The 20384-nt window shown below is 70.0% G+C and carries 9 protein-coding genes; 5 read left to right on the plus strand and 4 right to left on the minus strand.

Annotated elements, in window-relative coordinates:
* The 4 genes from AB0D12_RS18175 to AB0D12_RS18190 form a co-directional block, all read right to left on the minus strand.
* The gene (locus tag AB0D12_RS18175; protein ID WP_362683246.1) at positions 1 to 4242 is read right to left on the minus strand and encodes a thioester reductase domain-containing protein; all 4242 of its coding nucleotides are present in this window, start codon (positions 4240 to 4242) and stop codon (positions 1 to 3) included.
* Entirely contained in the window at positions 4239 to 8705 is a 4467-nt protein-coding gene (locus AB0D12_RS18180) for a MupA/Atu3671 family FMN-dependent luciferase-like monooxygenase (protein ID WP_362683249.1), read from the minus strand. Before AB0D12_RS18180 ends, AB0D12_RS18175 begins: the two co-directional genes overlap by 4 nt.
* The gene (locus AB0D12_RS18185; protein WP_362683252.1) at positions 8702 to 13819 is read right to left on the minus strand and encodes an amino acid adenylation domain-containing protein; all 5118 of its coding nucleotides are present in this window, start codon (positions 13817 to 13819) and stop codon (positions 8702 to 8704) included. Before AB0D12_RS18185 ends, AB0D12_RS18180 begins: the two co-directional genes overlap by 4 nt.
* A gap of 75 nt (positions 13820 to 13894) precedes the next feature.
* Positions 13895 to 14728 carry a DUF5829 family protein gene (locus AB0D12_RS18190; RefSeq protein WP_362683255.1) on the minus strand — a complete coding sequence of 278 codons (834 nt, stop codon included), beginning with the start codon at positions 14726 to 14728 and terminating at the stop codon, positions 13895 to 13897.
* Between the two features lie 360 nt (positions 14729 to 15088).
* Between AB0D12_RS18190 and AB0D12_RS18195 the strand changes: the two genes are divergently transcribed.
* From AB0D12_RS18195 to AB0D12_RS18215, 5 genes are all read left to right on the plus strand, one after another.
* On the plus strand, positions 15089 to 15892 hold the full coding sequence (locus AB0D12_RS18195; protein WP_362683258.1) for an AfsR/SARP family transcriptional regulator: 804 nt from the start codon (positions 15089 to 15091) through the stop codon (positions 15890 to 15892).
* A gap of 169 nt (positions 15893 to 16061) precedes the next feature.
* On the plus strand, positions 16062 to 17063 hold the full coding sequence (locus AB0D12_RS18200; protein ID WP_362683261.1) for a beta-ketoacyl-ACP synthase III: 1002 nt from the start codon (positions 16062 to 16064) through the stop codon (positions 17061 to 17063).
* Positions 17064 to 17154: 91 nt separating this feature from the next.
* Positions 17155 to 17403, plus strand: coding sequence for a phosphopantetheine-binding protein (locus tag AB0D12_RS18205; RefSeq protein ID WP_362683264.1), 249 nt, complete (start codon positions 17155 to 17157; stop codon positions 17401 to 17403).
* On the plus strand, positions 17400 to 18623 hold the full coding sequence (locus tag AB0D12_RS18210) for a beta-ketoacyl-[acyl-carrier-protein] synthase family protein (RefSeq protein WP_362683267.1): 1224 nt from the start codon (positions 17400 to 17402) through the stop codon (positions 18621 to 18623). Before AB0D12_RS18205 ends, AB0D12_RS18210 begins: the two co-directional genes overlap by 4 nt.
* A gap of 45 nt (positions 18624 to 18668) precedes the next feature.
* The gene (locus AB0D12_RS18215; protein WP_362683270.1) at positions 18669 to 20243 is read left to right on the plus strand and encodes a GMC family oxidoreductase N-terminal domain-containing protein; all 1575 of its coding nucleotides are present in this window, start codon (positions 18669 to 18671) and stop codon (positions 20241 to 20243) included.
* Positions 20244 to 20384 lie beyond the last annotated feature (141 nt).

A 20384-nucleotide genomic window follows, 5' to 3' on the forward strand; every position in this document is an offset into this window, starting at 1 on the left:
TCACTTCTCCGTCCTGGTGGTGGTTGCGCCGCCCTCGGGCGGGGGCAGCAGTTGCCGGCGTACGAAGAACCCGAGCATCCGCTGGAAGAAGGAGGCGTCCAGGGCTGGTGCGGGTGCCAGGTTCGGCGGCACCGTCCGCAGGACGTTGCCGCAGTCGATCGCGGGCATCCGCCGGTCGGGCACATCTCCGAGCATGGCCATCAGCGGTGCCAGGGCGTTGTCCTCGCCCTCACGGTCCACCTGCTCGATGAGCGCTGCACGCCACTCCTCGAAGGGCACGCTGCGCACGGGGTACCCGAACTCCCTGATCCTCTGGAAGATGTGGTTCCACTCGAGCGGCTGCGGGTCGATGGTGTGGAACGTCCGGTTCCGGGATTCCGGCCGCTGGGACAGTCCGACGACCAGCTTCGCCAGGTGGTCGACCGTGCCGACGGACAGTTCGTACGCGCGTAGCGGCGCAAGCCCCAGCTGGACGCATCCCTGGATGACTTTGGTGATGTAGTCCTCGCTGTTGGCGGCGCCGTTACGGCTGTCGCACAACACCCCGCCCGCGCGGTAGACGGACACCGGGATCCCGCGCTCCCGTGCAATCCCGACCAGGCCTTCGGCCACCCATTTGCTCTGGCTGTACGAGGTGTCGTGGCCGACCGGCGGAGGCAGCGGATCGTCCTCGCGGAGGGTGTCCAGCTCGCCGGTCATCGCACCGGCGAGGACCGCCAGCGTGGAGATGTGATGCACGGGTTTGAGGCGCGACCGGGCAGCCAGCCGCAGAATCTCCTGGGTGCCGAGCACGTTGGCCGACTTCAGGGCACGGTAGGGGCGTACGAAGTTGACCCATGCGCCGCAGTGGTAGATGGCGTCGACCTCTGTGGCCAGCTCGTCGAAGCTGTCCGGCGTCAGGCCGAGCAGCGGCTTGGCCAGGTCGCCGGTCACCACGCGCAGCCGCTTCCCGGGCACCGCTAGGCCGTACGAGTCCAGTGCGGAGCGGACCCGCTCCAGTCCCTCCGCCACGTCCGCGGCCCGTACCAGGCACAGGACTGTGGCGTCCGTACGTTCCAGCAGCTCGGCGCAGAGGAAAGCGCCGACGAAGCCGGTGACGCCGGTGAGCAGCACGGCCCTCGGCGGTCCGTCGTGCGGAGCGGGCAGATCGCCCGCCCGGATGTCCTCGTCCAGCAGCACCTCGTCCTCGAGGACCGGGCCCGACGGCACAGCCGGGGCATCCGTGCCGCCCAACGCCCGTTCGACCATGGCGGCCAGCGCCGCCACCGTCGGCGCGCGCAGCACGTCCCGGGCGGCGAGGCCGGTGACGCCCATGCGCCGCAGCTGGCGGGTCGCCTGCGTCACCATCAGCGAGTGCGCTCCCAGATCGAAGAAGTCGTCGTCGACTCCGATCCGGTCGACACCCAGCAAGCTGCACCAGATGTCGGCTACTTGACGTTCCGTCTCGGTGCGTGGAGCCACCTGCCCGTCGGCGTGGTCCCCGACCGCCTCGGGTGCCGCATCCACGAAGTCCGGCTCCGGCTCGGTGTGCGGCCGGGTCCGCTGCGCCTCGACCCAGTACCGCTTGCCCTGGAACGGATAGGTGGGCAGCTGCACACGGCGCGGGGCGGCCTCGCCGTGGAAGGCGTTCCAGTCCACGGGGACCCCCTGCTGCCACAACTGGCCGACGGCGGTGACCAGGTGGGCCAGATCGGGCGTCGGGTCGCGCGGCAGCCCCATCGTGGAGACCGCGACCGGAGCCGGTGCCATCCGCTGGGCGGTGGCCAGCGACGTCAGCACCTTGCCCGGGCCGACCTCCAGCAGCATCCGGCCGGGCCGGTCGAGAACGCTGCGCACTCCGTCGGCGAACCGCACCGGCCGGCGCAGATGCTGCGCCCAGTACGCGGCGGATGTGGCCTCCACCGGAGTGATCCAGGTGCCGGTGACGCTGGAGACGAACGGTATCTCCGGCTTGGACAGGGCAAGTTGCTCGACCTTGCGGGTGAATTCTTCGAGATAGGGGTCGACCATCCACGAGTGGCTGGCCACCGGCACGCTCACCTTGCGGCAGTCGATGTCGCCGGCCCGAAGGTCCGTGAGCAGCGCCGCGATGTCCTCGTCCGGCCCTGCGACCACCGTGAGATCGGGCGCGTTGACCGCCGAGACCGACACTCGGTCGGAGAGCAGGGGCAGCAGCTCCTCCTCGGGCAGCTGCACGACGAGCATCCGGCCCGGCGGCATCTTCGCGAACAGCTCGCCCCGAGCGAGGGTGATGTCGAGCGCGCCCGGGAGGGTGAACACTCCGGCGAGGCAGGCAGCAACGTACTCGCCGAGGCTGTGCCCGATCATCGCTGCTGGGCGTACGCCCCAGGCCATCAGCTGACGCGCCAGCGCGTACTCGATGGTGAACAGCGCGGATACCACGCCGGCCCCCTGGCCGCGTCCCATAGTGGCGGCGCCACCGGCGAGTTCCTTGCCGCTCAGCGCGGTGAAGGCGGCGGGGAAGAGCAGCCTGCGCAGGTCGAACCCAAGCCTCGGCGCCAGCAGCTCGGCACACTGGTCCACCTCGGTACGGAACACCTTCTCCGAGCGGTAGATGTCCAGGCCCATGTCCGGGTGCTGCATGCCGCCGCCGGGGAAGGCGAAGACCGCCTCGTGCTTCCCGTCGGGCGCGGTTCTGGTGATCAGCCGGTCCGGCTCCTCTCCCCGCAGCGCGCGCACCGCGTCCGTCGTGTCCGTACAGACCGTGAACCTCCGCAGCCCGAAGCTCCGTCGGCCGTCCTGCAGCGTGAACGCAACGTCGGCCAGGGTCTGGGACGAATCCGCACGCTCGAGGTGGACGGCCAGCCGCTCGGTCGCGGCATCCACGGTGGTCCGGTCACGTCCGGAGACGGGCAGCAGCTGCCACTCCCGCGGCTGCGCCGGCGAGGACTCGGTGGCTGTGGCCGGTGCCTGTTCGATGACGACGTGTGCGTTGGTGCCGCCCACTCCGAAGGAGCTCACCCCGGCCCGCCGCGGTCCGCTCGCCGGCTGCCAGTCGCGGGCGCCGTTCGGCACATAGAACGGCGTGTGTTTCAGCCGGAGTTCGGGGTTGGGCTGGGTGAAGTTCGCGGTGGGAGGGATCTGTGCGTGATGTACGGCGAGGGTGGCCCGCATGAGTCCGGCGACGCCCGCCGCCGCGTCCAGATGCCCGATGTTGGCCTTGACCGAGCCCAGCGCGCACTGGCCCACGGCGTCGTCGGGCAGCTGGAACGCCTGCGTCAGTGCGGTGACCTCGATCGGGTCGCCCACTTGAGTGGCGGTACCGTGCGCTTCCAGATAGCCGATGGTGGACGGATCGACGTTGGCAATCGCCAGCGCCGAAGCGATCACCCGGGCCTGGCCGTCGACGCTGGGGGCAGCGAATCCCGCCTTCATCGAACCGTCGTTGTTGACCGCAGAACCCCGGATCACGGCGTAGATGTGGTCACGGTCGGCCAGCGCCTCGGACAGCCTGCGCAGCACGAGCACCACAGCGCCGTTGCCCGGCACCGTGCCGCCGGCCTTCGCGTCGAACGGGCGGCAGCGGCCGTCGCCGCTGAAGAGCCCGCTGTCCGCGACCGGATAGCCGGCCTTCAGCGGCACATTGACCGTCACCCCGCCGGCCAGCGCGACATCGCACTCGTAACTGAGCAGCGACTGGCAGGCCAGGTGGGTGGCGACCAGCGAGGTCGAGCACGCCGTCTGCACCGTGTAGGCCGGGCCGGTCAGGTCGAGCAGATAGGCGATCCGGGTGGCAAGAAAGTCCTTGTCGTTGAACATCCGCGCCGCGGGGGCCATCGGCGAGCGCAGGAAGCGCGTATTGGTGTTCAGGTTCTGGGCCATGTACTTGTTCATGAACGAGCCGCCGAACACGCCGACGGTGCCGTCGAAGCGTGCCGGGTCGTGACCGAAGTCCTCCATAGCCTCCCAGGCGGTCTCGCAGAACATGCGCTGCTGGGGGTCCATCGTCTCGGCCTCGCCCGCGTTGAAGCCGAAGAACGAGGCGTCGAAGTGGTCCGCGCCTTCCAGATGACCGGACGCGGGGACATAGTCGGGATCGGCCAGCGTCTCCTCGTCGATGCCCGCGGCCGCCAGCTCCTCCCGGCCGAACCAGGTGATCGACTCCACCCCGTCGCGCATATTGCGCCAGAAGTCATCGACCGTCCTGGCCCCCGGTACTCGGCAGGCCAGGCCGACGATGGCCACCGGCTCAACGCCGTCCAGCTCCTCGCCGCCCGTCACGCCCCGCTCCGTTCCGCTCGCCGCTTCGCCTGCCGGGCCAACGCGTCGGCCCGCCTGCCCGCCGCCCTGCGCACCCGGTCCAGTCCGTCGCCGCCCCCCGCCGCGCCTGCCGGACCCGCGCCGCCTGCCGCACCCGCTGAGTCGAACGCGGCGACCAGAGCCCGCGCGGTGGGGTAGCGGAAGATGTCCACGAGGGACAGCCGATCGCCGAGCACGGGCTGCAACCGCGCCCTGGCCTGCACGGCGAGCAGCGAATTTCCGCCTGCCTCGAAGAAGTTGTCGTCCATGCCGATCCGGTCCGCGTGCAGCACTTCGGCCAGTGCCTCGGCCACGTGACGCTCCTTGTCGTTGTCCGGCGGCCGGTAGACGGCAGCCCGCCGGTTCTCCAGGGCGGGCAGCTTTCCGCGGTCCACTTTCCCGTTGGCCGTCATCGGCAGAGCGTCGACGAAGACAACGTCCGCGGGAACCATGTAGTCCGGCAGCGACTTGGCGCCGAACGCCTGCAGTGCGGGACCGGTCAGGGCGTCCGTTCCGTGCGGGACGGGCACGCAGTAGGCAACGAGGCGGCTGTGCCCGTCGTCCCCGCGCACCGCGACGACGACGCTTCGTACATCGGGATGTGCGCCCAGCGTGTTCTCGATCTCGCCGAGCTCGATGCGGTGGCCGAGGACCTTGACCTGGTGGTCCAGGCGGCCGAGGAACTCCAGCTCACCGTCGGCACGCCGACGCACCAGGTCGCCCGTGCGGTAGAGCCGCGCTCCCGGCTCCGCGGAGAAAGGGTCCGGCATGAAGCGTTCCGCGCTGAGCGCGGGCCGGTCGAGATAGCCGCGCGCGACACCGGGGCCGCCGAGGAGCAGCTCCCCGGGGACGTTGGCGGCCGTCGGCCGCAGATAGGCGTCGACGACATACGCCCGTACGTTGGCCAGTGGCCGCCCGATCGTCACCGGCATCACCGGCCGGGGACCGCCCACTGATGCCGTCGTCGCCCAGACCGTCGCCTCGGTGGGCCCGTACATGTTGTGCACCCTGCCGGGCAGTAGTGTTGCCAGCCGCTCGGCGAGCGGGGCGGGCAGCGCCTCGCCGCCGACCAGCAGCCGGTCCAGCCCGGCCAGGGCGGCGGCGGCCTCCTCGTCCTCGGCCAGCAGCCCCGCCACCGAGGGCGTGCACTGCAGATGGGTGACCCCGTGCCGTACGAGCTGTGCCGCAATGGGTTCGTCGGCCTGCGCGGTGCGACGCCGGGACTCGCTCAGCTCGCGTGTCGTCGCCAGATGTTCCAGGGAGGCGAGCACTCGCTCGTGCTCGACGCCGAAGTCGATGAGGCAGGCGACCTCGTCAACCTCGATCGACTTGAGGCGGTCGATCACATCGGCGCAGTGCTCCGGCGTGCCCAGCAGCCCCGACGTTTCGAAGAACCGGTCGAAGGCCTGCGCGACGAGGTGGTCGAGCTCGTCCTCGGGCAGCGTACGCAGATCGATCTCGCGCCCCATCGCCTGGCCGAGACCGGTCAGCAGATCGAAGGAGGACTTGATGTACGCGCACAGGGGCTCGCGCACGGTCTCGCGCACCTCGTCGGTGTCGGTCCCGACGAAGGTGTGGAGCATGACCGTCACCTGGCCGTTGCCCGGATGCCCGGCCTCGCGCCAGGCCTGCCGGTAGAGCTGGATCTTCTCCGCGAGCTGCTCGACGCTGTGCCCGAGCAGATGGGTCAGCAGCCCCGCACCGCTCTCTCCGGCGAGCTGGAAGGTCTCCGGGCTGCGCGCGCTGGTGACCCACACCGGCAGTTCGTCCTGCAGGGGCGGCGGGAAGATGCGTACGTCCGTCTCGGCGTCGGCCCCGTTGCGACGGCGTACGGTCTCCCCGCGCCACAGCCGGCGCAGCTCGTCGAGGCCGCTCATCATGGCCTTCTTGCGGTCGGCGTAGGCGTCGGGCGCAAGTACGAAGTCGTCCGGCTGCCAGCCGGAGGCGACCGAGATGCCGACCCTTCCGTGGGAGATGTTGTCCACGACGGACCATTCCTCGGCTACCCGGAGCGGATCGTGCAGAGGCAGGACGACGCTGCCCGCCCGTACGGCCACGCGCTCGGTGATCGCCGCGATCGCGGACGCGGTGACCGACGGATTCGGGTACAGACCGCCGAACTCGTGGAAGTGCCGCTCCGGCGTCCATACGGCCGAGAACCCGTTCCGGTCGGCGAACTTGGCGCCCTCGGTCAGCAGCCGGTACGCATCGCCCGGCTCGCCTCCCCGGTCGCCGCCGAAGTAGAACAGGCTGAGGTCCACCGGCTGGGCCTGCACGGAGGAGGTGACGGGCATGCCGCCCGCCCCGGCGCTGTGCGCACTCGGTTCGTCGCCACGGATGACCACCCGGTAGCCGTGTGCCAACGTCCACAGCAGTTCCAGCACTGAGATGTCGAAGGACATGCTGGTGACGGCAAGCCAGGTGTTCGGGGAGTCGCCGCCGAGCACCTTGTCCATGCCGCCGAAGAACGTCTGGACATTGCGGTGCGAAATCATCACGCCCTTGGGCTTACCGGTCGAGCCCGAGGTGTAGATCACATACGCCAGATGCTGCGGCGAGACGGTGCCTGCCGGGCTGGGCCCGGCAGGTGTCACGTCCCGCCCGGGCGCATCGAGCAGCAGCAGCGAAGCGGGCAACCCCGCGATGCGACGGGCCAGGGACACTCGCGTCACGATCACCGGCGTGCGCGAATCCCCGGCCATGAACGCGATCCGGTCCGCCGGATAGCCGGGGTCGAGCGGCAGATACGCGCCGCCGGCCTTGAGGACGGCCAGCAGTGTGACGACCAGGTCGGGCGAGCGGTCCAGATAGACGCCGACGGGAACGTCCGCGGCGACGCCGTATGCACGCAGCCGGGCGGCCAGCGCCTCGGCGCGCCGGTCCAGTTCGCGGTATGTCATCGCGTCCTGCGGCTGCTGGTCCGCACCCAGCAGCGCCGGGGCGTCCGGCGTCCGCACTGCCTGCTCTGCAATCAGCTCGTGAACCAGTACGTCCGGTACGGGCTCGGCGGGCGGGTTCCAGTCCACGAGCACGTGGCGGGTCTCGTCCGGTGACAGCACGGGCAGTTGACGCAGCGGGGTGTCCGGGGCGGCCACGGCGGCGGCGAGGACAGCGCTGAATTGATCGCCGATCGAGAGCGCCGTGTCCTTCTCGAAGAGGTCGGTGCTGTACTCGAGGCGGGCCGACAGCCGGTCGCCGACGTGGGTCAGGCTCAGGGTCAGGTCAAACTTCGCGGTCTCGGTATCGCCCGGCACCAGCCGTACCTCGCAACCCGGCAGGACCAGGCCGTCCGCATCACCCTCGTGATAGCTGAACATGAGCTGGAAGAGCGGGTTGTGGGCCGGGTCACGGCTGGGCTGAAGCTCCTCCACCAGCTTCTCGAAGGGCAGCTCCTGGTGCGCGACCGCGGACCGGCTCTCATCCCGGGCGCGAGCCACCAGCTGCTGGAAGGTCGGCTCGCCGGACACGTCAACGCGCTGCACCACGGTGTTGGTGAAGAAGCCGATGAGCGGCTGCAGAGCGGCCTTGGTCCGTCCCGCCACGGGCGATCCGACGATCACCTCGTCGCCGCCGGCCCGGGAGTGCACCACCGCAGTGAACGCGGCCAGCAGCACCGCGAACGGCGTGGCGCCGCTGGAGCGGGCCAACTCGCCCACCCGCTCGGTGACATCGGGGCCGATGGCGAAGTCCAGATGGTCGCCCAGGTGGCTCTGCGTGGGAGGCCTCGGACGATCCGCGGGCAGCGTCGCGAGGGCCGGGGCACCGGCCAGCCGCTCCCGCCAGTAACCCAGCATCTCCTCCAGCGGCTCCCCCGTGAGCCGGGCCATCTGGTCCTCGGCGAAGGCTGCGTACTGCCTCTCCACCGGTGCGAGCTCCGGCTCCCGACCGTCCTTGAAAGCCCCGTACAGGGCGGACAGTTCGCTGCCAAGGACGCCGAGCGACCATCCGTCACAAGCGATGTGATGCAGGCTCAGGCAGAGCCAGCGTTCGTCGGGCGCGAGCTGCAGCAGCAGGGCCCGTACGGGCACGTCCGAAGCCAGATCGAACGGTCGGCCGGCCTCCTGCCGGCACTCCTGCTCCGCCTCGGCCGCCGGGTCGGGCCGGGCGGACAGATCGCGGACCGGGATGGTCACGGGCTCCGCCGGCCGGACGAACTGGCGCGGCGTGCCGTCCACCGACCGGTAGACCGTACGCAGCACGTGATGTCGGCGGACCACTTGGCCCAGCGCGTGCTCCATGGCGGCGACGTCCAGCGGGCCGCTGATCCGGTAGATCAGGGGCACGACGTAGACGGCGCTGCCCGGGTCGAGCTGGTCGAGGAACCACAGGCGCTGCTGAGGGTAGGAGAGAGGGTGATGGCGCTCCGAGATACGCCGCTTGAGCCGCTCCGCGAGCCGGGCACGCCGGTCGTCGGCCGTGCCGCCGGAGAGAGCGCCGTCCGTCATCGTTCGACCTCGTTCTCAGCCATGTCACGCAAGAGTGCGTTCACCTCGTCGTCGGAGAGTTCGTCGATCCGGTCGAGCAGGTCCTCGTCGGCATCGGTCTCGCCGACGGTGCCGCGGGCCGTGGGCGGCGGGCGGTCGCCGTCGGCGGATGCGAGCGCGGCGTCCACTGCGGACGCGAGGCGCTCCACGGTCGGCGCGCCGAGGAAGTCGCGCAGCGGCACGTCCACGACGAACAGTTCGTTGACCCTGCTCATCAGGCGCATCGCCAGCAGGGAGTTCCCGCCGAGAACAAAGAAGTCGTCCGCCACCCCGACTCCGGGGACGCCGAGCATTTCCGCGAGGAGCCCGGCCAGTGTCCGTTCGGTCGCGGTGCGCGGGGGCACATGGCCGTCGAGCGGCAGCCGGCTGTCGTCGACGGCCGGCAGCGCGGCCCGGTCGACCTTGCCGCTGGCAGTCAGGGGCATCGCCGCCACTTCGGCATACGCGGCGGGCAGCAGATACACGGGCAACGTCCGGGCGAGGAAGTCCCGCAGCTCTTCCGGCGAAGGCGCGGACCGACCCGGCGCGCGCGCCACATAGGCGACCAGCCGACGACCGGACGGGGCGTCGTCGACGACGACCGCGGCCTGGCCGACGCCGGGGTGAGCGCCGAGGGCCGTCTCCACCTCCCCCGGCTCGATCCGGAATCCCCGGATCTTGACCTGGTTGTCGGCCCGGCCGAGGAATTCCACCGTTCCGTTCCGGCGGTGGCGCGCCACATCACCCGTGCGGTACATCCGCGCTCCGCCACCGGCGTACGGGTCGGGCAGGAACCGCTCGGCGGTGAGCCCGGGGCGGTTCGCGTAACCGCGGGCCACGCCCGGTCCGCCGATGTACAGCTCGCCCGGCACGCCGACCGGCACGGGCCGCAGGTGCGGATCGAGCACATGGGCCGTGGTGTTGGCGATCGGCCGGCCGATGGGCACCGAGGGCGCACCGTCCGGCAGCGGCTCGATCAGGTGGCACACCGCGAACGTCGTGGTCTCGGTGGGTCCGTAGCCATTGAGCAGCCGCGTCGGCCGGTCGGCGGCGGAACTGTCCAGCAGCTGCCGTATCCGGCTCACATTCAGCACATCGCCGCCGACCAGCAGATTGGTCAACCCCCCGAAGGCGGCGGGGCTTTGAGTCATCACCTCCGTGAACAGCGCCGAGGTGAGGAACATGCTCGTCACACCGTGCTCGCTCAGCGCCGCCGCCAGCCCGCCGGGGGTGAGCAGCTGGTCCGCGTCGATGACGAACAGCGCACCGCCGTGCAGCAGCGCGCCCCACAACTCGAAGGTGAGCGCGTCGAAGGATGCGTCGGCAACCTGCGCGAATCGCTCGTCCGGCCCGAAGGAGACATAGTCGGTCCCGCACACCAGCCGCAGCACTGAACGGTGTTCGACCATCACGCCCTTGGGCCTGCCGGTGGAGCCGGAGGTGAACAGGATGTACGCGAGGCTGTCGGATGCAGCCTGCGCAGCCGGCGCGTGTGCCGGGGCGTCGGCCAGCTCCTCGGCCACCTCGTCCAGGACCAGCGTCCGCACCGCCCCCGGGGCCAGCCGCCCCTTGAGACCCGCGCGCGTCACCACAAGCGGCGCGGCGACGTCGTCGAGCATCGCGGTGAGTCGCTCCGCCGGATATCCGGGGTCAAGCGGTACGTATCCGCCGCCGGCCTTGAGGACCGCCAGCAGCGCGATCACCATCTCGTCGCCGCGTTCGAGCAGTACGCCGACGGGCACGTCCCTGCCGACGCCGCGCGCCCGCAGCAGCTGGGCCAGGCGGTTGGCCCGCTCCTCCACCTGCGCGTAGGTGTAGGACTTCGCGCGGCTGACGAGCGCTGTCGCGTCCGGCCGGGCGGCTGCCTGCTCGGCGAAGAGCTCCGGGACAGTGCGCTCGTACGGGAACGGCGTCGCCGCTCCCCGCGCTCCCCGGAGAATGTCGGCCAGCTCGCCGTCGGTGAGCAGAGGAAGGTGCTCGTAGGAGAGTTCGGGGGAGTCGAGTGCCGTGTCGAGGACGGTCGTGTAGTGCTGGACCATCCGGCGCATGGTCTCGGGGTCGAAGAGGTCGGAGGCGTACTCCCAGATCAGGGTGATGGCCGCGTCGTCGTCACCGACTCCGCGCCCGGCGCGCTGCTCCGCACGCGGGATCACCACCACGTTGATGTCCGTCTTGGCGGAATTGTTGTGCAGCTCCAGCACGGAGCCGCGGATGCCCATGAAGTCCAGGTCCGGGATCTGTGAGTCGTGGAAGCTGAACATGACCTGGAACACAGGGTTGCGTGAGGGGTCGCGGGGCAGCGCCAGGGCGTCGACGAGCCGGTCCAGCGGCACGTCCTGCCATTCGTGTGCCCGTCCGACGGTGTCGTGGACGCGCCGGACCAGTGCGTCGAAGCCCGGCTGTCCGGACAGATCGATGCGCAACGGCACGGTGTTGACGACCATGCCCATCATCTGCTCGATCTCTGTCAGTCGCCGGTTGGCGACCCCGCTGCCGACGACCACATCGCACTGACGGCTGTAGCGCGACATCACCGCCGAGAACCCGGCGAGCATCGTGGAATAGAGGGTGGTGCCGCGGGAGTGGCTGTAGGCGCGCAGTCTGCGGCACAGTTCCCCGGGCAGGTCGATGCGCACCGAGGAGCCCTTGAAGCTCTGCGCGACCGGTCGCGGACGGTCCGTAGGAAGCTCCAACGCGGCGGGTATGCCGTCGAGCTCCTTGGTCCAGTGCGCCACGTACGCGTCCAGGACGTCACCTTGCAGCCACTCCCGCTGCCACAGGGCGAAGTCGGAGTAGCCGATGGCCGGCTCGGGAAGCGGCGACGGCTTGCCCTGCGCCAGACTCGGGTACAGCTCCTGCAACTCACGCAGGAAGAGCGCGTACGACCAGCCGTCGTGCACAAGGTGATGTTCGACGTGTACGAGTGTGTGGTCGTCCTCGCCGTGCCGGATCAGCACCCAGCGGACCAGCGGCGGTGTGGTGAGGTCGAAGGGGGCCTGCACGGTCTTCCTGATGATGTCGTCGGCGCGCTCCGTCCCCTCGTCGGCGGAGAGGCCGGCCAGGTCGTGCAGCGGCAGCAATACCTGCGTCGTCGGCTGCGGGAACTGCATGGGCCGACCGTCGACCTCCCGGAACGCGGTACGGAACACATCGTGGCGGCGCACGATTTCGGTGAGGGTGGCGTGCAGTGCGTCGATGTCGAGCGGGCCGTGCAGCCGGATCGTGGCTTGCGCGTTGTAGGCGAGGTTGCCCGGCGCGAGCTTCTCCAGGAACCAGATGCGTTCCTGAGGGAAGGACAGCGGAACCGGCGTGCCGCTGTCCGCGCGCGCCCCGGCCCGGATCGGTGGCACGGTCAGCCCGGCGGCAGCCGAGTCGATCAGAAGGGCCATCGCCGCCACGGTGCGCGCTTCGAACACGCGGCGCAGGGGAAGCTCGCGGCCGAGCTCCGAGCGCACCCGGGCAGCCAGCCGCCCGGCCAGCAGCGAGTGGCCTCCGAGGGCGAAGAAGTCGTCGTCCGCGCCGACCGAGTCGAGGGACAGAAGGTCGGCCAGCATGGCGGCGAGCGCTCGTTCGGTGGGGGTGCGGGGCTCCGTACGGCCGGAGGATTTGCGGGATCCTCTGGCGGGCACGGGCAGTCGGTCCCGGTCGATCTTGCCGCTCGGTGTCAGAGGCATCTGCGCCAGAGGCACAACGACGGCCGGCACCATGTGCTCCGGGAGACGCTCGGCGAGATGGGCCCGCAGCCCCGCGGCGTCGAGGCCGGCGCCCGTCGCGTAGGCGACGAGCCGCGGCCCGGTCCCGTCGTCACGCGGGATCACCACGGCATCGGTGACCTGCGCGTGCTCGGCCAGCTGCCGGGCAATCTCGTCCGGTTCGATGCGGAAGCCGCGGATCTTGACCTGGTGATCCAAGCGGCCGAGGAACTCCAGGCTGCCATTCTCCCGCTCGACCACGCGGTCACCCGTGCGGTAGAGCCGTGCACCGGTCTCGGCAGAGCCGGGGTCGGGGATGAACCGCTCCGCGGTCAGGCCGGGCCGGCCGAGGTAACCACGCGCCACGCCCGCCCCGCCGATGAGCAACTCGCCGGGCGTGCCCGCGGGCACCGGCCGCAGCGACTCATCGACGACCAGGGTGCGGGCGTCGCGGATGGCCGTGCCGATGGAAGGCTTGCCGCCGTCGGCAGTCAGCTCGGCGACCGTGGCCCACACGGTGGTCTCGGTGGGCCCGTACGCGTTGAACATGCGGCGTCCGGGCAGCCACTGCTCGACGAGGTGCTCCGGAAGCGCCTCGCCGGCGCACACCAGCACCGCCAGGTCGGGCAACGGGGTCTCCGGCAGCGTGGCCAGCACCGAGGGCGGCAGCGTGAGATGGGTGATGCGACGATCGCGCAGAAAGTCCGCGAGGCCGGGGCCGGGCGCGATGTCGTCGCGTGGCGCCAGCACCAGGGTGGCGCCCGCGTACAGCGCCATCGTCATCTCGAATACCGAGGCGTCGAAGCTGGTCGGCGCGAACTGCAGCACCCGGCCGTCCGGTTCGACGCCGAAGGTGTCGATCTGCGCGCGGGCCAGATTGGCCAGCCCCCGATGGGTGAGTGCGACGCCTTTGGGACGGCCGGTGGACCCCGAGGTGTAGATCACGTAGGCGAGTTGGCCGGGCGTCGGGAGCGGCCGCGGCTCCCCGGCGGCGGGCGTCGTCGGGCCAGCGGGGCCCGCGTCGGGGCTGATGATCTCCAGACCGTCGTACGCCGGGTCACCAGCGGTGTCGGGATCGGCGACGAGCAGGGAGAGCCCGGAGTCGGCGATCATGTAGCGGAGCCGGTCGGCCGGGTAGGCGGGGTCGAGAGGGAGCCAGGCCGCACCGGCGCGCAGGATGCCGAGCACCGCCGACGGTAGGTTGAGCGACGGGCTCGCCGCGATCCCGACCACACTGTCCCGGCCGACGCCTCTGCGGATGAGCCCCGCAGCCAGCCGGGCCGATCTGTCGTCCAACTCACGGTACGACAGCCGCTGGTCACCGAACTCGACCGCGATCGCTTCCGGCGTCGCCGCGACGTTCTGGTCGAATATCTCACTGAACAGTGGTGTCGTCTCAGGCATTTCTTTGGGCTCCCCGATTGCACTCGACCTGCGGTGACTGACTAAGCCTTTCTGGCATATCCCGCACAAGATCGCTCAGTGCGACGGAGTGAAGCTCCACCGCGCAGTTTCTGCTGATTCGATGACAAGTCGCGAGGTCTCGCCGAATCGGAATTCCCTGGGGATCGAGGATTCGTATACCTCGGGGTCCAGGCCGATTTCGATTTCCGTTACGCGTTCCAGTTGGTCGCCGGTCTCCAGTCGGACGGTGAGGCCGGGACCATGCAGTTCATGTACTCCGGGAGCCGTTTCGGCCCCGGTGTAGCCGAAGACCGCGAGCGCGTCGGCGAGGCGCCGGCCGCGCTCCGCGGCAACCGAGATCGTCACGCCGGTGACGTCCCTCATCAGCCGGCTTCCCCCCGCCGGAGCCCCGAGCGCCGCGTCCAGATAGTTCTTCCGGGGCAGCGTCCCGTCCGGTGCGGGCTGGGCGCCGAGGGACTGGAAGTACTCGGGCGTCACCTCGTTGAGAAAGAGCAGCAGCGGGCTGGCCTCACCCAGGTCGACGCTGATCAGGTGGTACCAGGGCTGCTGCTCTTCCGTGCCTTCCACCGAGCGACGTACCAGGTCATGGTGGTACTTGACCTCGCCGGAGGCGTCCAGCAAGGCGCGGGCACGTTGCGCGGAGCCCGGCTCCTCGAACGAGAACACCAGGCCGCCCGTGAGCGGCGACGCGCTGGGTAGATCACTGCCGAACAGCTCGATCAAAGTGTTCTCACCGGCCACTCCGAGTGCGGAGTACTGCCCGGCGACCGAGCTTTCCGCCTCCTTGCGCTTGATCCTCCCGAAGCGCTGTGTCAGGAATCCACTCGCCGACACATCGCGATGCGCGGCCCCGTCGAGCAGCACCATGACGTGGTCGAGGCGAGGCACCGGCCTCCAGTTCGCTGCAGATCCACTCGTCAAGCGTCTGCTCCGATCCCGTCCGAATTGGCGGTCCGACGAATAGTCAATGCGCATCGCATTAACGCGGTTGCTCTTCGGCGGACTCCGGAGCCAGGAGTCTTGCATCCGCTGCCCCTGTAAGGCACCGGGGGAATCCCTGGACACCCTGGGGGAGCCCCTGGGTTGCCCCCTGTACCCGCCAGAACTGCCTTGACACTCCCTCTGTCGCACGACAACTATTGGCGTCTGAACAATTTGATCAACGCGAGATCGCGGTAGCCGTAAAACTGACGCCATTGCGATGCCGCCGACTGGACGCCCGACGAGTCGAATTGACTTAGGAGTGTCGTGCACATCGAAATTCTTGGCACCGTCTCCGTCACAGTGGGCGGTCATGAACGCGAAATCCGCGCGAACAAGGTACGCGCCATGTTCGCCACCCTGGCGCTGGAACCCGGACGGGCGATCTCCCATCTTGAACTCGCCCATGAGCTGTGGTCCGGCCAGGCTCTCGGCAATGTGCACAACGCACTCCAGGCGCATGCCGCGCGCTTGCGGAAAATCCTTGACGGCCCTTCTCAGGGACGCGCGGACGGGACCGTGCTGCGCGCCGTGCACAACGGCTACGTACTGGACATCCCGCGCGAGTCCGTGGACGGCAACCGATTCCTCGACCTCGCGGCGCGGGGCTCGGCGGCCTTGCGCCGTGACCCCTACCGGGCGCTCGAACTCCTGGAGTCGGGGCTGCGGTTGTGGCGCGGACCGGCCCTGCTGGACGCCGGAGACGGCCTGCGGTGCAGGGCGGCGGCCGCCCTGTTCGACGAGCGTCGGCTGACCATGTGGGAAGACCTCATCACCGCCAGACTGGCCGTCGGCGATGTCCGCCAGGCAGCCGCCGAACTGCGCCGACTCGTCGCCCAGCACCCCCTGAACGAGCACTTCTGCGCGCAGCTGATGATGGCCCTGTACCGCTCGGGACGACAGGGCGAGGCGCTCACCCTGTACCACCGCACCCGTCATCGACTGGATGAGGAACTGGGTGTACAGCCGGGAGTGCCCCTGCAACAGCGCTACGCCGAGATCCTGGCCCAGGACCCCGCGCTCACGCTGACCGGGGTCAGCCGGCCGTCAGCCATCGGTCAGATCGCATGAACACGGTGAGCATGCCGGGCATGCCCAACCGGCTGAACGTGCTGAACATGCCGAACATGCCGAGTCGGGAGCTACTTTCGTCACCAGGAGCCAGGGGGAACCCGATCGTGGTCATACGCCACCTCGGCCGACTGGTGCCGACCGCTCCTCGGCACATGGCCGGCATCCGATGACCCGGGCCGCGGTACTCACGGGCATCGGCGGCTGCCTGCCGCCCCGCGCGGTGTCCAACGAGGAGATCGCCGCGGTGTCCGGTGGCTCCGACGAGTGGATACGGTCCCGGACCGGCATCCGCCAGCGGTACTTCGCCGCGCCCGGAACGGCCACCTCGGACCTCGCGGTCGGGGCCGGCGAGCAGGCGCTCAAGTCCTCGGGCGACCCATACGTGGACACCGTCGTCGTGGCGACGTCCACGCCCGACCGGCCCTGTCCGGCGACCGCGCCCACTGTGGCGACGCGGCTCGCGCTGTCCGGCGCGGCAGCGTTCGACATTTCCGCCGTGTGCACGGGATTCATCTACGGTCTCGCCAACGCCGCCGGATTGATCGCGTCCGGTTCGTCCACCCGCGCCCTGGTCATCGGGGCGGACACGTTCTCCAGCATTCTCGACCCGACGGACAGGACGACTTCGGCGATCTTCGGTGACGGCGCGGGCGCGGTGGTGCTGCGCGCGGGGGAGCCCGACGAACCGGGCGCCATCGGCCCGTTCGACCTCGGCAGCGACGGGGAGGGCCGCGATCTCATCACTGTGCGTGCCGACGGCTCGGAGCAGCGTCTGACCGGGCTGCCCGCCGAGGCCGCGGACCGCTACTTCGCGATGGCCGGCAAGGAGGTCTTCCGGCACGCGGTACAGCGCATGGCGAAATCTTCGACCACGGCGCTCGACCGGGCCGGCTGGCGCCGTACCGACGTCGACTGGCTGGTCGCCCACCAGGCCAACGCGAGGATCCTCAACCGGCTCGCCGACGAACTCGACATCCCGCGCGAGCGCGCCGTCAGCAACATAGCCGAGGTCGGCAATACCGCAGCCGCGTCCATCCCGCTGGCCCTCCACCACGCGCATGCCACCGGGATGCTGCGCCCCGGTGACCAGATCCTGCTCACCGCCTTCGGCGGCGGTCTCACCTGGGGCTCGTCCGTACTGACGTGGCCGGAGACCGGCCTGTCGTGACACCGGCCCGGCGTGACACCGGGGGCGGTGCCACCGCCCTGGCTCGTGCGCACCACCACAGGACAGCACCACCGGAGAAAGGGAATCCGTGATGACAGCCATGTACGACACCCTCGCCGACATTCTGGTCAACCGCTTCGAGGTCGAGCGATCGGAAATCAAACCGGACGTGACTTTCGAGGACCTGGAGATGGACTCGCTCTTCCTCGTGGAGCTGCTGCTGGTGGTGGAGAAGGAACTGGGCGTAAAGATCAGCGACGACGCCGCGTCCCCCCGCGACACCATCGGGCGGGCGGCCGAGGTGATCGAGGAGCAGGCGGCCGCGGCGAAGACGTCATGACCGTTGCTCCCGTCGCCGTCACGGGGCTCGGCCTGGTCACCGCCGCGGGCATCGGCACCGAAGCGAGCTGGCGAGGCGTGTGCGAAGCCCTGCCGACGGCCAAACGCGATCCCGCCCTCGAAGGCCTGCCGGTCGATATCTCGTACACAGTCCCGGGGTTCAGCGCGGCCAAGCTCGTCGGGCGCCGCAGTACCCTCGTGCACGACAGGTTCGTCCAACTGGCCATCGTCGCCGCGCGTGAGGCCGTTGCCGACTCCGGGCTCGACCCCAAGACGTGGGACGGCGCGCGCGTCGGCGTCGTCATGGGCTGCGGGCTCGGCGGCGTCTCGACCTGGGAGCAGCAGCACCGGACCATGCTCTCCGAAGGGCCGGGCTCGGTCTCCGCGCTGCTGATTCCCCTGCTGGTGCCGAACATGGTCGCGGGTCATCTGGCTATGGAGTTCGGCGCCCGCGGACCCAATTTCGTCACCGCGACGGCCTGCGCCTCGGGCGCGACCGCGATCGGAGTCGCGACACAGCTGCTGCACGACGACCGCTGCGATGTGGTGATCACGGGCGGCAGCGAAGCGGGTGTGAGTCCGCTGATTGTCACCGGGTTCGCGCAGATGGGGGCTCTGTCCCGACGGCTGGACGAACCGGCCGCCGCGTCCCGTCCGTTCGACGTGGATCGTGACGGCTTCGTCATCGGCGAAGGAAGCGGCGTACTGATCCTGGAACGGGAGACGGACGCACGGGCCCGTGGGGCGCGCGTCCGCGCCAGGATCGCGGGGTACGGAGCCTCCGCCGACGCCCACCACATGACGGCCCCGGACCCGCAGGGCGCCGGCGCCCGACAGGCCCTGGAAGCGGCGCTGGCCTCGGCCGACGTGTCCCCGGGCGACGTCGACCACGTCAACGCGCACGGCACCTCGACGCCGCTGAACGACGCGGCCGAGTCCAAAGTTCTGCACCAGGTGCTCGGTACCCGTGCGACGGTGACGTCCGCCAAGGGCGTGGTCGGTCACTCCCTCGGTGCAGCGGGCGCGATCGAGGCGGCGCTGACCGTGCTCACCCTGGAGAACGAGACCGTGCCACCGACGGCGAACCTGGAGAACCTGGACCCGGAAATCGAGCTGGACATCGTCGAGAAGGGCCCCCGAGCCCAGCACATCGATGTGGCAGTGAGCAACTCGTTCGGCTTCGGCGGCCAGAACGCGGTCCTGGTCTTCACCTCGGCATAAAAGCCCCTCACCCAAACCCGACGACCCGTCAACGGAGGTCGGCCCGTGGCCGAATCGCTCAGCAACGGTCCCTTCGACATCATTGTCGTGGGCGCCGGTTCCGCCGGTTGTGTCGTAGCGCGACGGCTGGTGGACCAGGGCGCGAACGTCCTGCTTCTGGAAGCCGGCGGCCAGGCCACCAACCCGGCCATCGACGACCCGCTGCGGTTCGGTGAACTGTGGTTCAGCGAGCAGGACTGGGCGTACCGCACCACGCCGCAGGAGCACGCGGCCGGCCGCAGACTGCACTGGCCGCGCGGCCGGGTGCTGGGCGGGTCGAGTGCGCTCAACGCGTTGATCTACGCCCGGGGCGCGGCGCTGGACTACGACCACTGGGCCTATCTCGGCAATGACGGCTGGTCCTGGCGGGACGTGTTGCCGGTCTTCCGGACCATCGAGGACTACGACACCGGGGCGGACGAACTGCACGGCTCGGGCGGGCCGCTGCCGGTGCTCACCAAGTACCACGCCGATCCGATCCACGACGCGCTGATCCAGGCGGCGTCGGAGACCGGAATCCCCTGTCAGCCGGACTACAACTCAGGCAACCCTGAGGGGATTTCGAAGGTCCACTTCACCATTGCCGACGGCCGCCGGTGCAGCGCGGCCGCGGCCTATCTCGACCCGGTCGCCCACCTGCCCGGCCTTACCGTGATCACCGGGGCCCGCGTGCGGCGCGTACTCCTCGAAGGCAGCCGATGTGTCGGCGTGGAGTGGCTGCGGGAGGGGATCGTCGAGAAGGCCACCGCCCGCGCGGAGGTGGTGATCAGCGCAGGCGCGATCGAGTCGCCCCGGCTGCTGATGCTGTCCGGCATCGGTGCCGCCGCCCAGCTGCGCTCCGTGGGAATCGATGTGGTCGCCCATCTTCCGGGCGTCGGACGCAACCTGCACGACCATGTCCTGGCACCCGTCATCTTCAGCACACAGCGCCCCGTCGGTCGACCCTCGCCGGGCCTCGGCCCCGCCCAGACGCATCTGTTCTGGCGCAGTCGGCCGGGGCTGCCAGTGCCGGACCTCCAGCCGCTGCACTTCCCGGTCCCCATGTACCAGCCGGGGATGACAGGGCCTCCCAGTGGCTTCACCCTGCAGGCCGGGATTGTCCGTCCCACTGCCCGGGGGTCGATCCGGCTGACCGGCGCGCAACCGGAGGACGAGCTGCTCATCGACCCCGGCACGCTGCGAACGGGAGCGGACGTGGACAGCCTGGTGGCCGCCACGGTGTTGTGCCGGGACATCGGACGCTCCTCGGTCCTGCGTGAGGAGTGGGGCGCCCGTGAGCTGTACCCGGGCCCCGACGTGGGCAAGGTCGTCAGCGACCCGGAACTGCGCGAATATCTGCGGCGCACGGTGACGACCTATCACCACCAGTCAGGCACCTGCAAGATGGGTGTGGACGCCGATGCCGTCGTCGATCCGCGGCTGCGGGTGTACGGCATCGACGGACTGCGGGTCGCCGACGCCTCCGTGTTCCCGGCGATCACGACGGGCAACGTTCATGCGCCTGCGATGATGGTCGGGGAGCAGGTCTCCCGGTTCATCGCAGCCGACCACGGGACGGCCTGGGCCGCCTACGCCGCCTGAAGCGTGTTGCAGAAGGCTGTGATCTGGGCATTTCCTCTGTATGTGTGGGGTGTTGAGGGCTGAGCCGGTGTGGCTGGAGGCGTTCACGGGGCTGCGGAAGGCGGGCGAGGAGGCCCCGCCCGCACACAGCCTTCCGCAACA

Origin of the sequence: Streptomyces sp. NPDC048479 (genome assembly GCF_040651435.1) — a bacterium.
Classification (GTDB): Bacteria; Actinomycetota; Actinomycetes; order Streptomycetales; family Streptomycetaceae; genus Streptomyces.

Coding starts and splice junctions, on each gene's coding strand:
- AB0D12_RS18210 (WP_362683267.1), top strand. CDS start 17,400: ATGACCGTTGCTCCCGTCGCCGTCACGGGGCTCGGCCTGGTCACCGCC.
- AB0D12_RS18200 (WP_362683261.1), top strand. CDS start 16,062: ATGACCCGGGCCGCGGTACTCACGGGCATCGGCGGCTGCCTGCCGCCC.
- AB0D12_RS18180 (WP_362683249.1), bottom strand. CDS start 8,705: ATGACGGACGGCGCTCTCTCCGGCGGCACGGCCGACGACCGGCGTGCC.
- AB0D12_RS18185 (WP_362683252.1), bottom strand. CDS start 13,819: ATGCCTGAGACGACACCACTGTTCAGTGAGATATTCGACCAGAACGTC.
- AB0D12_RS18205 (WP_362683264.1), top strand. CDS start 17,155: ATGACAGCCATGTACGACACCCTCGCCGACATTCTGGTCAACCGCTTC.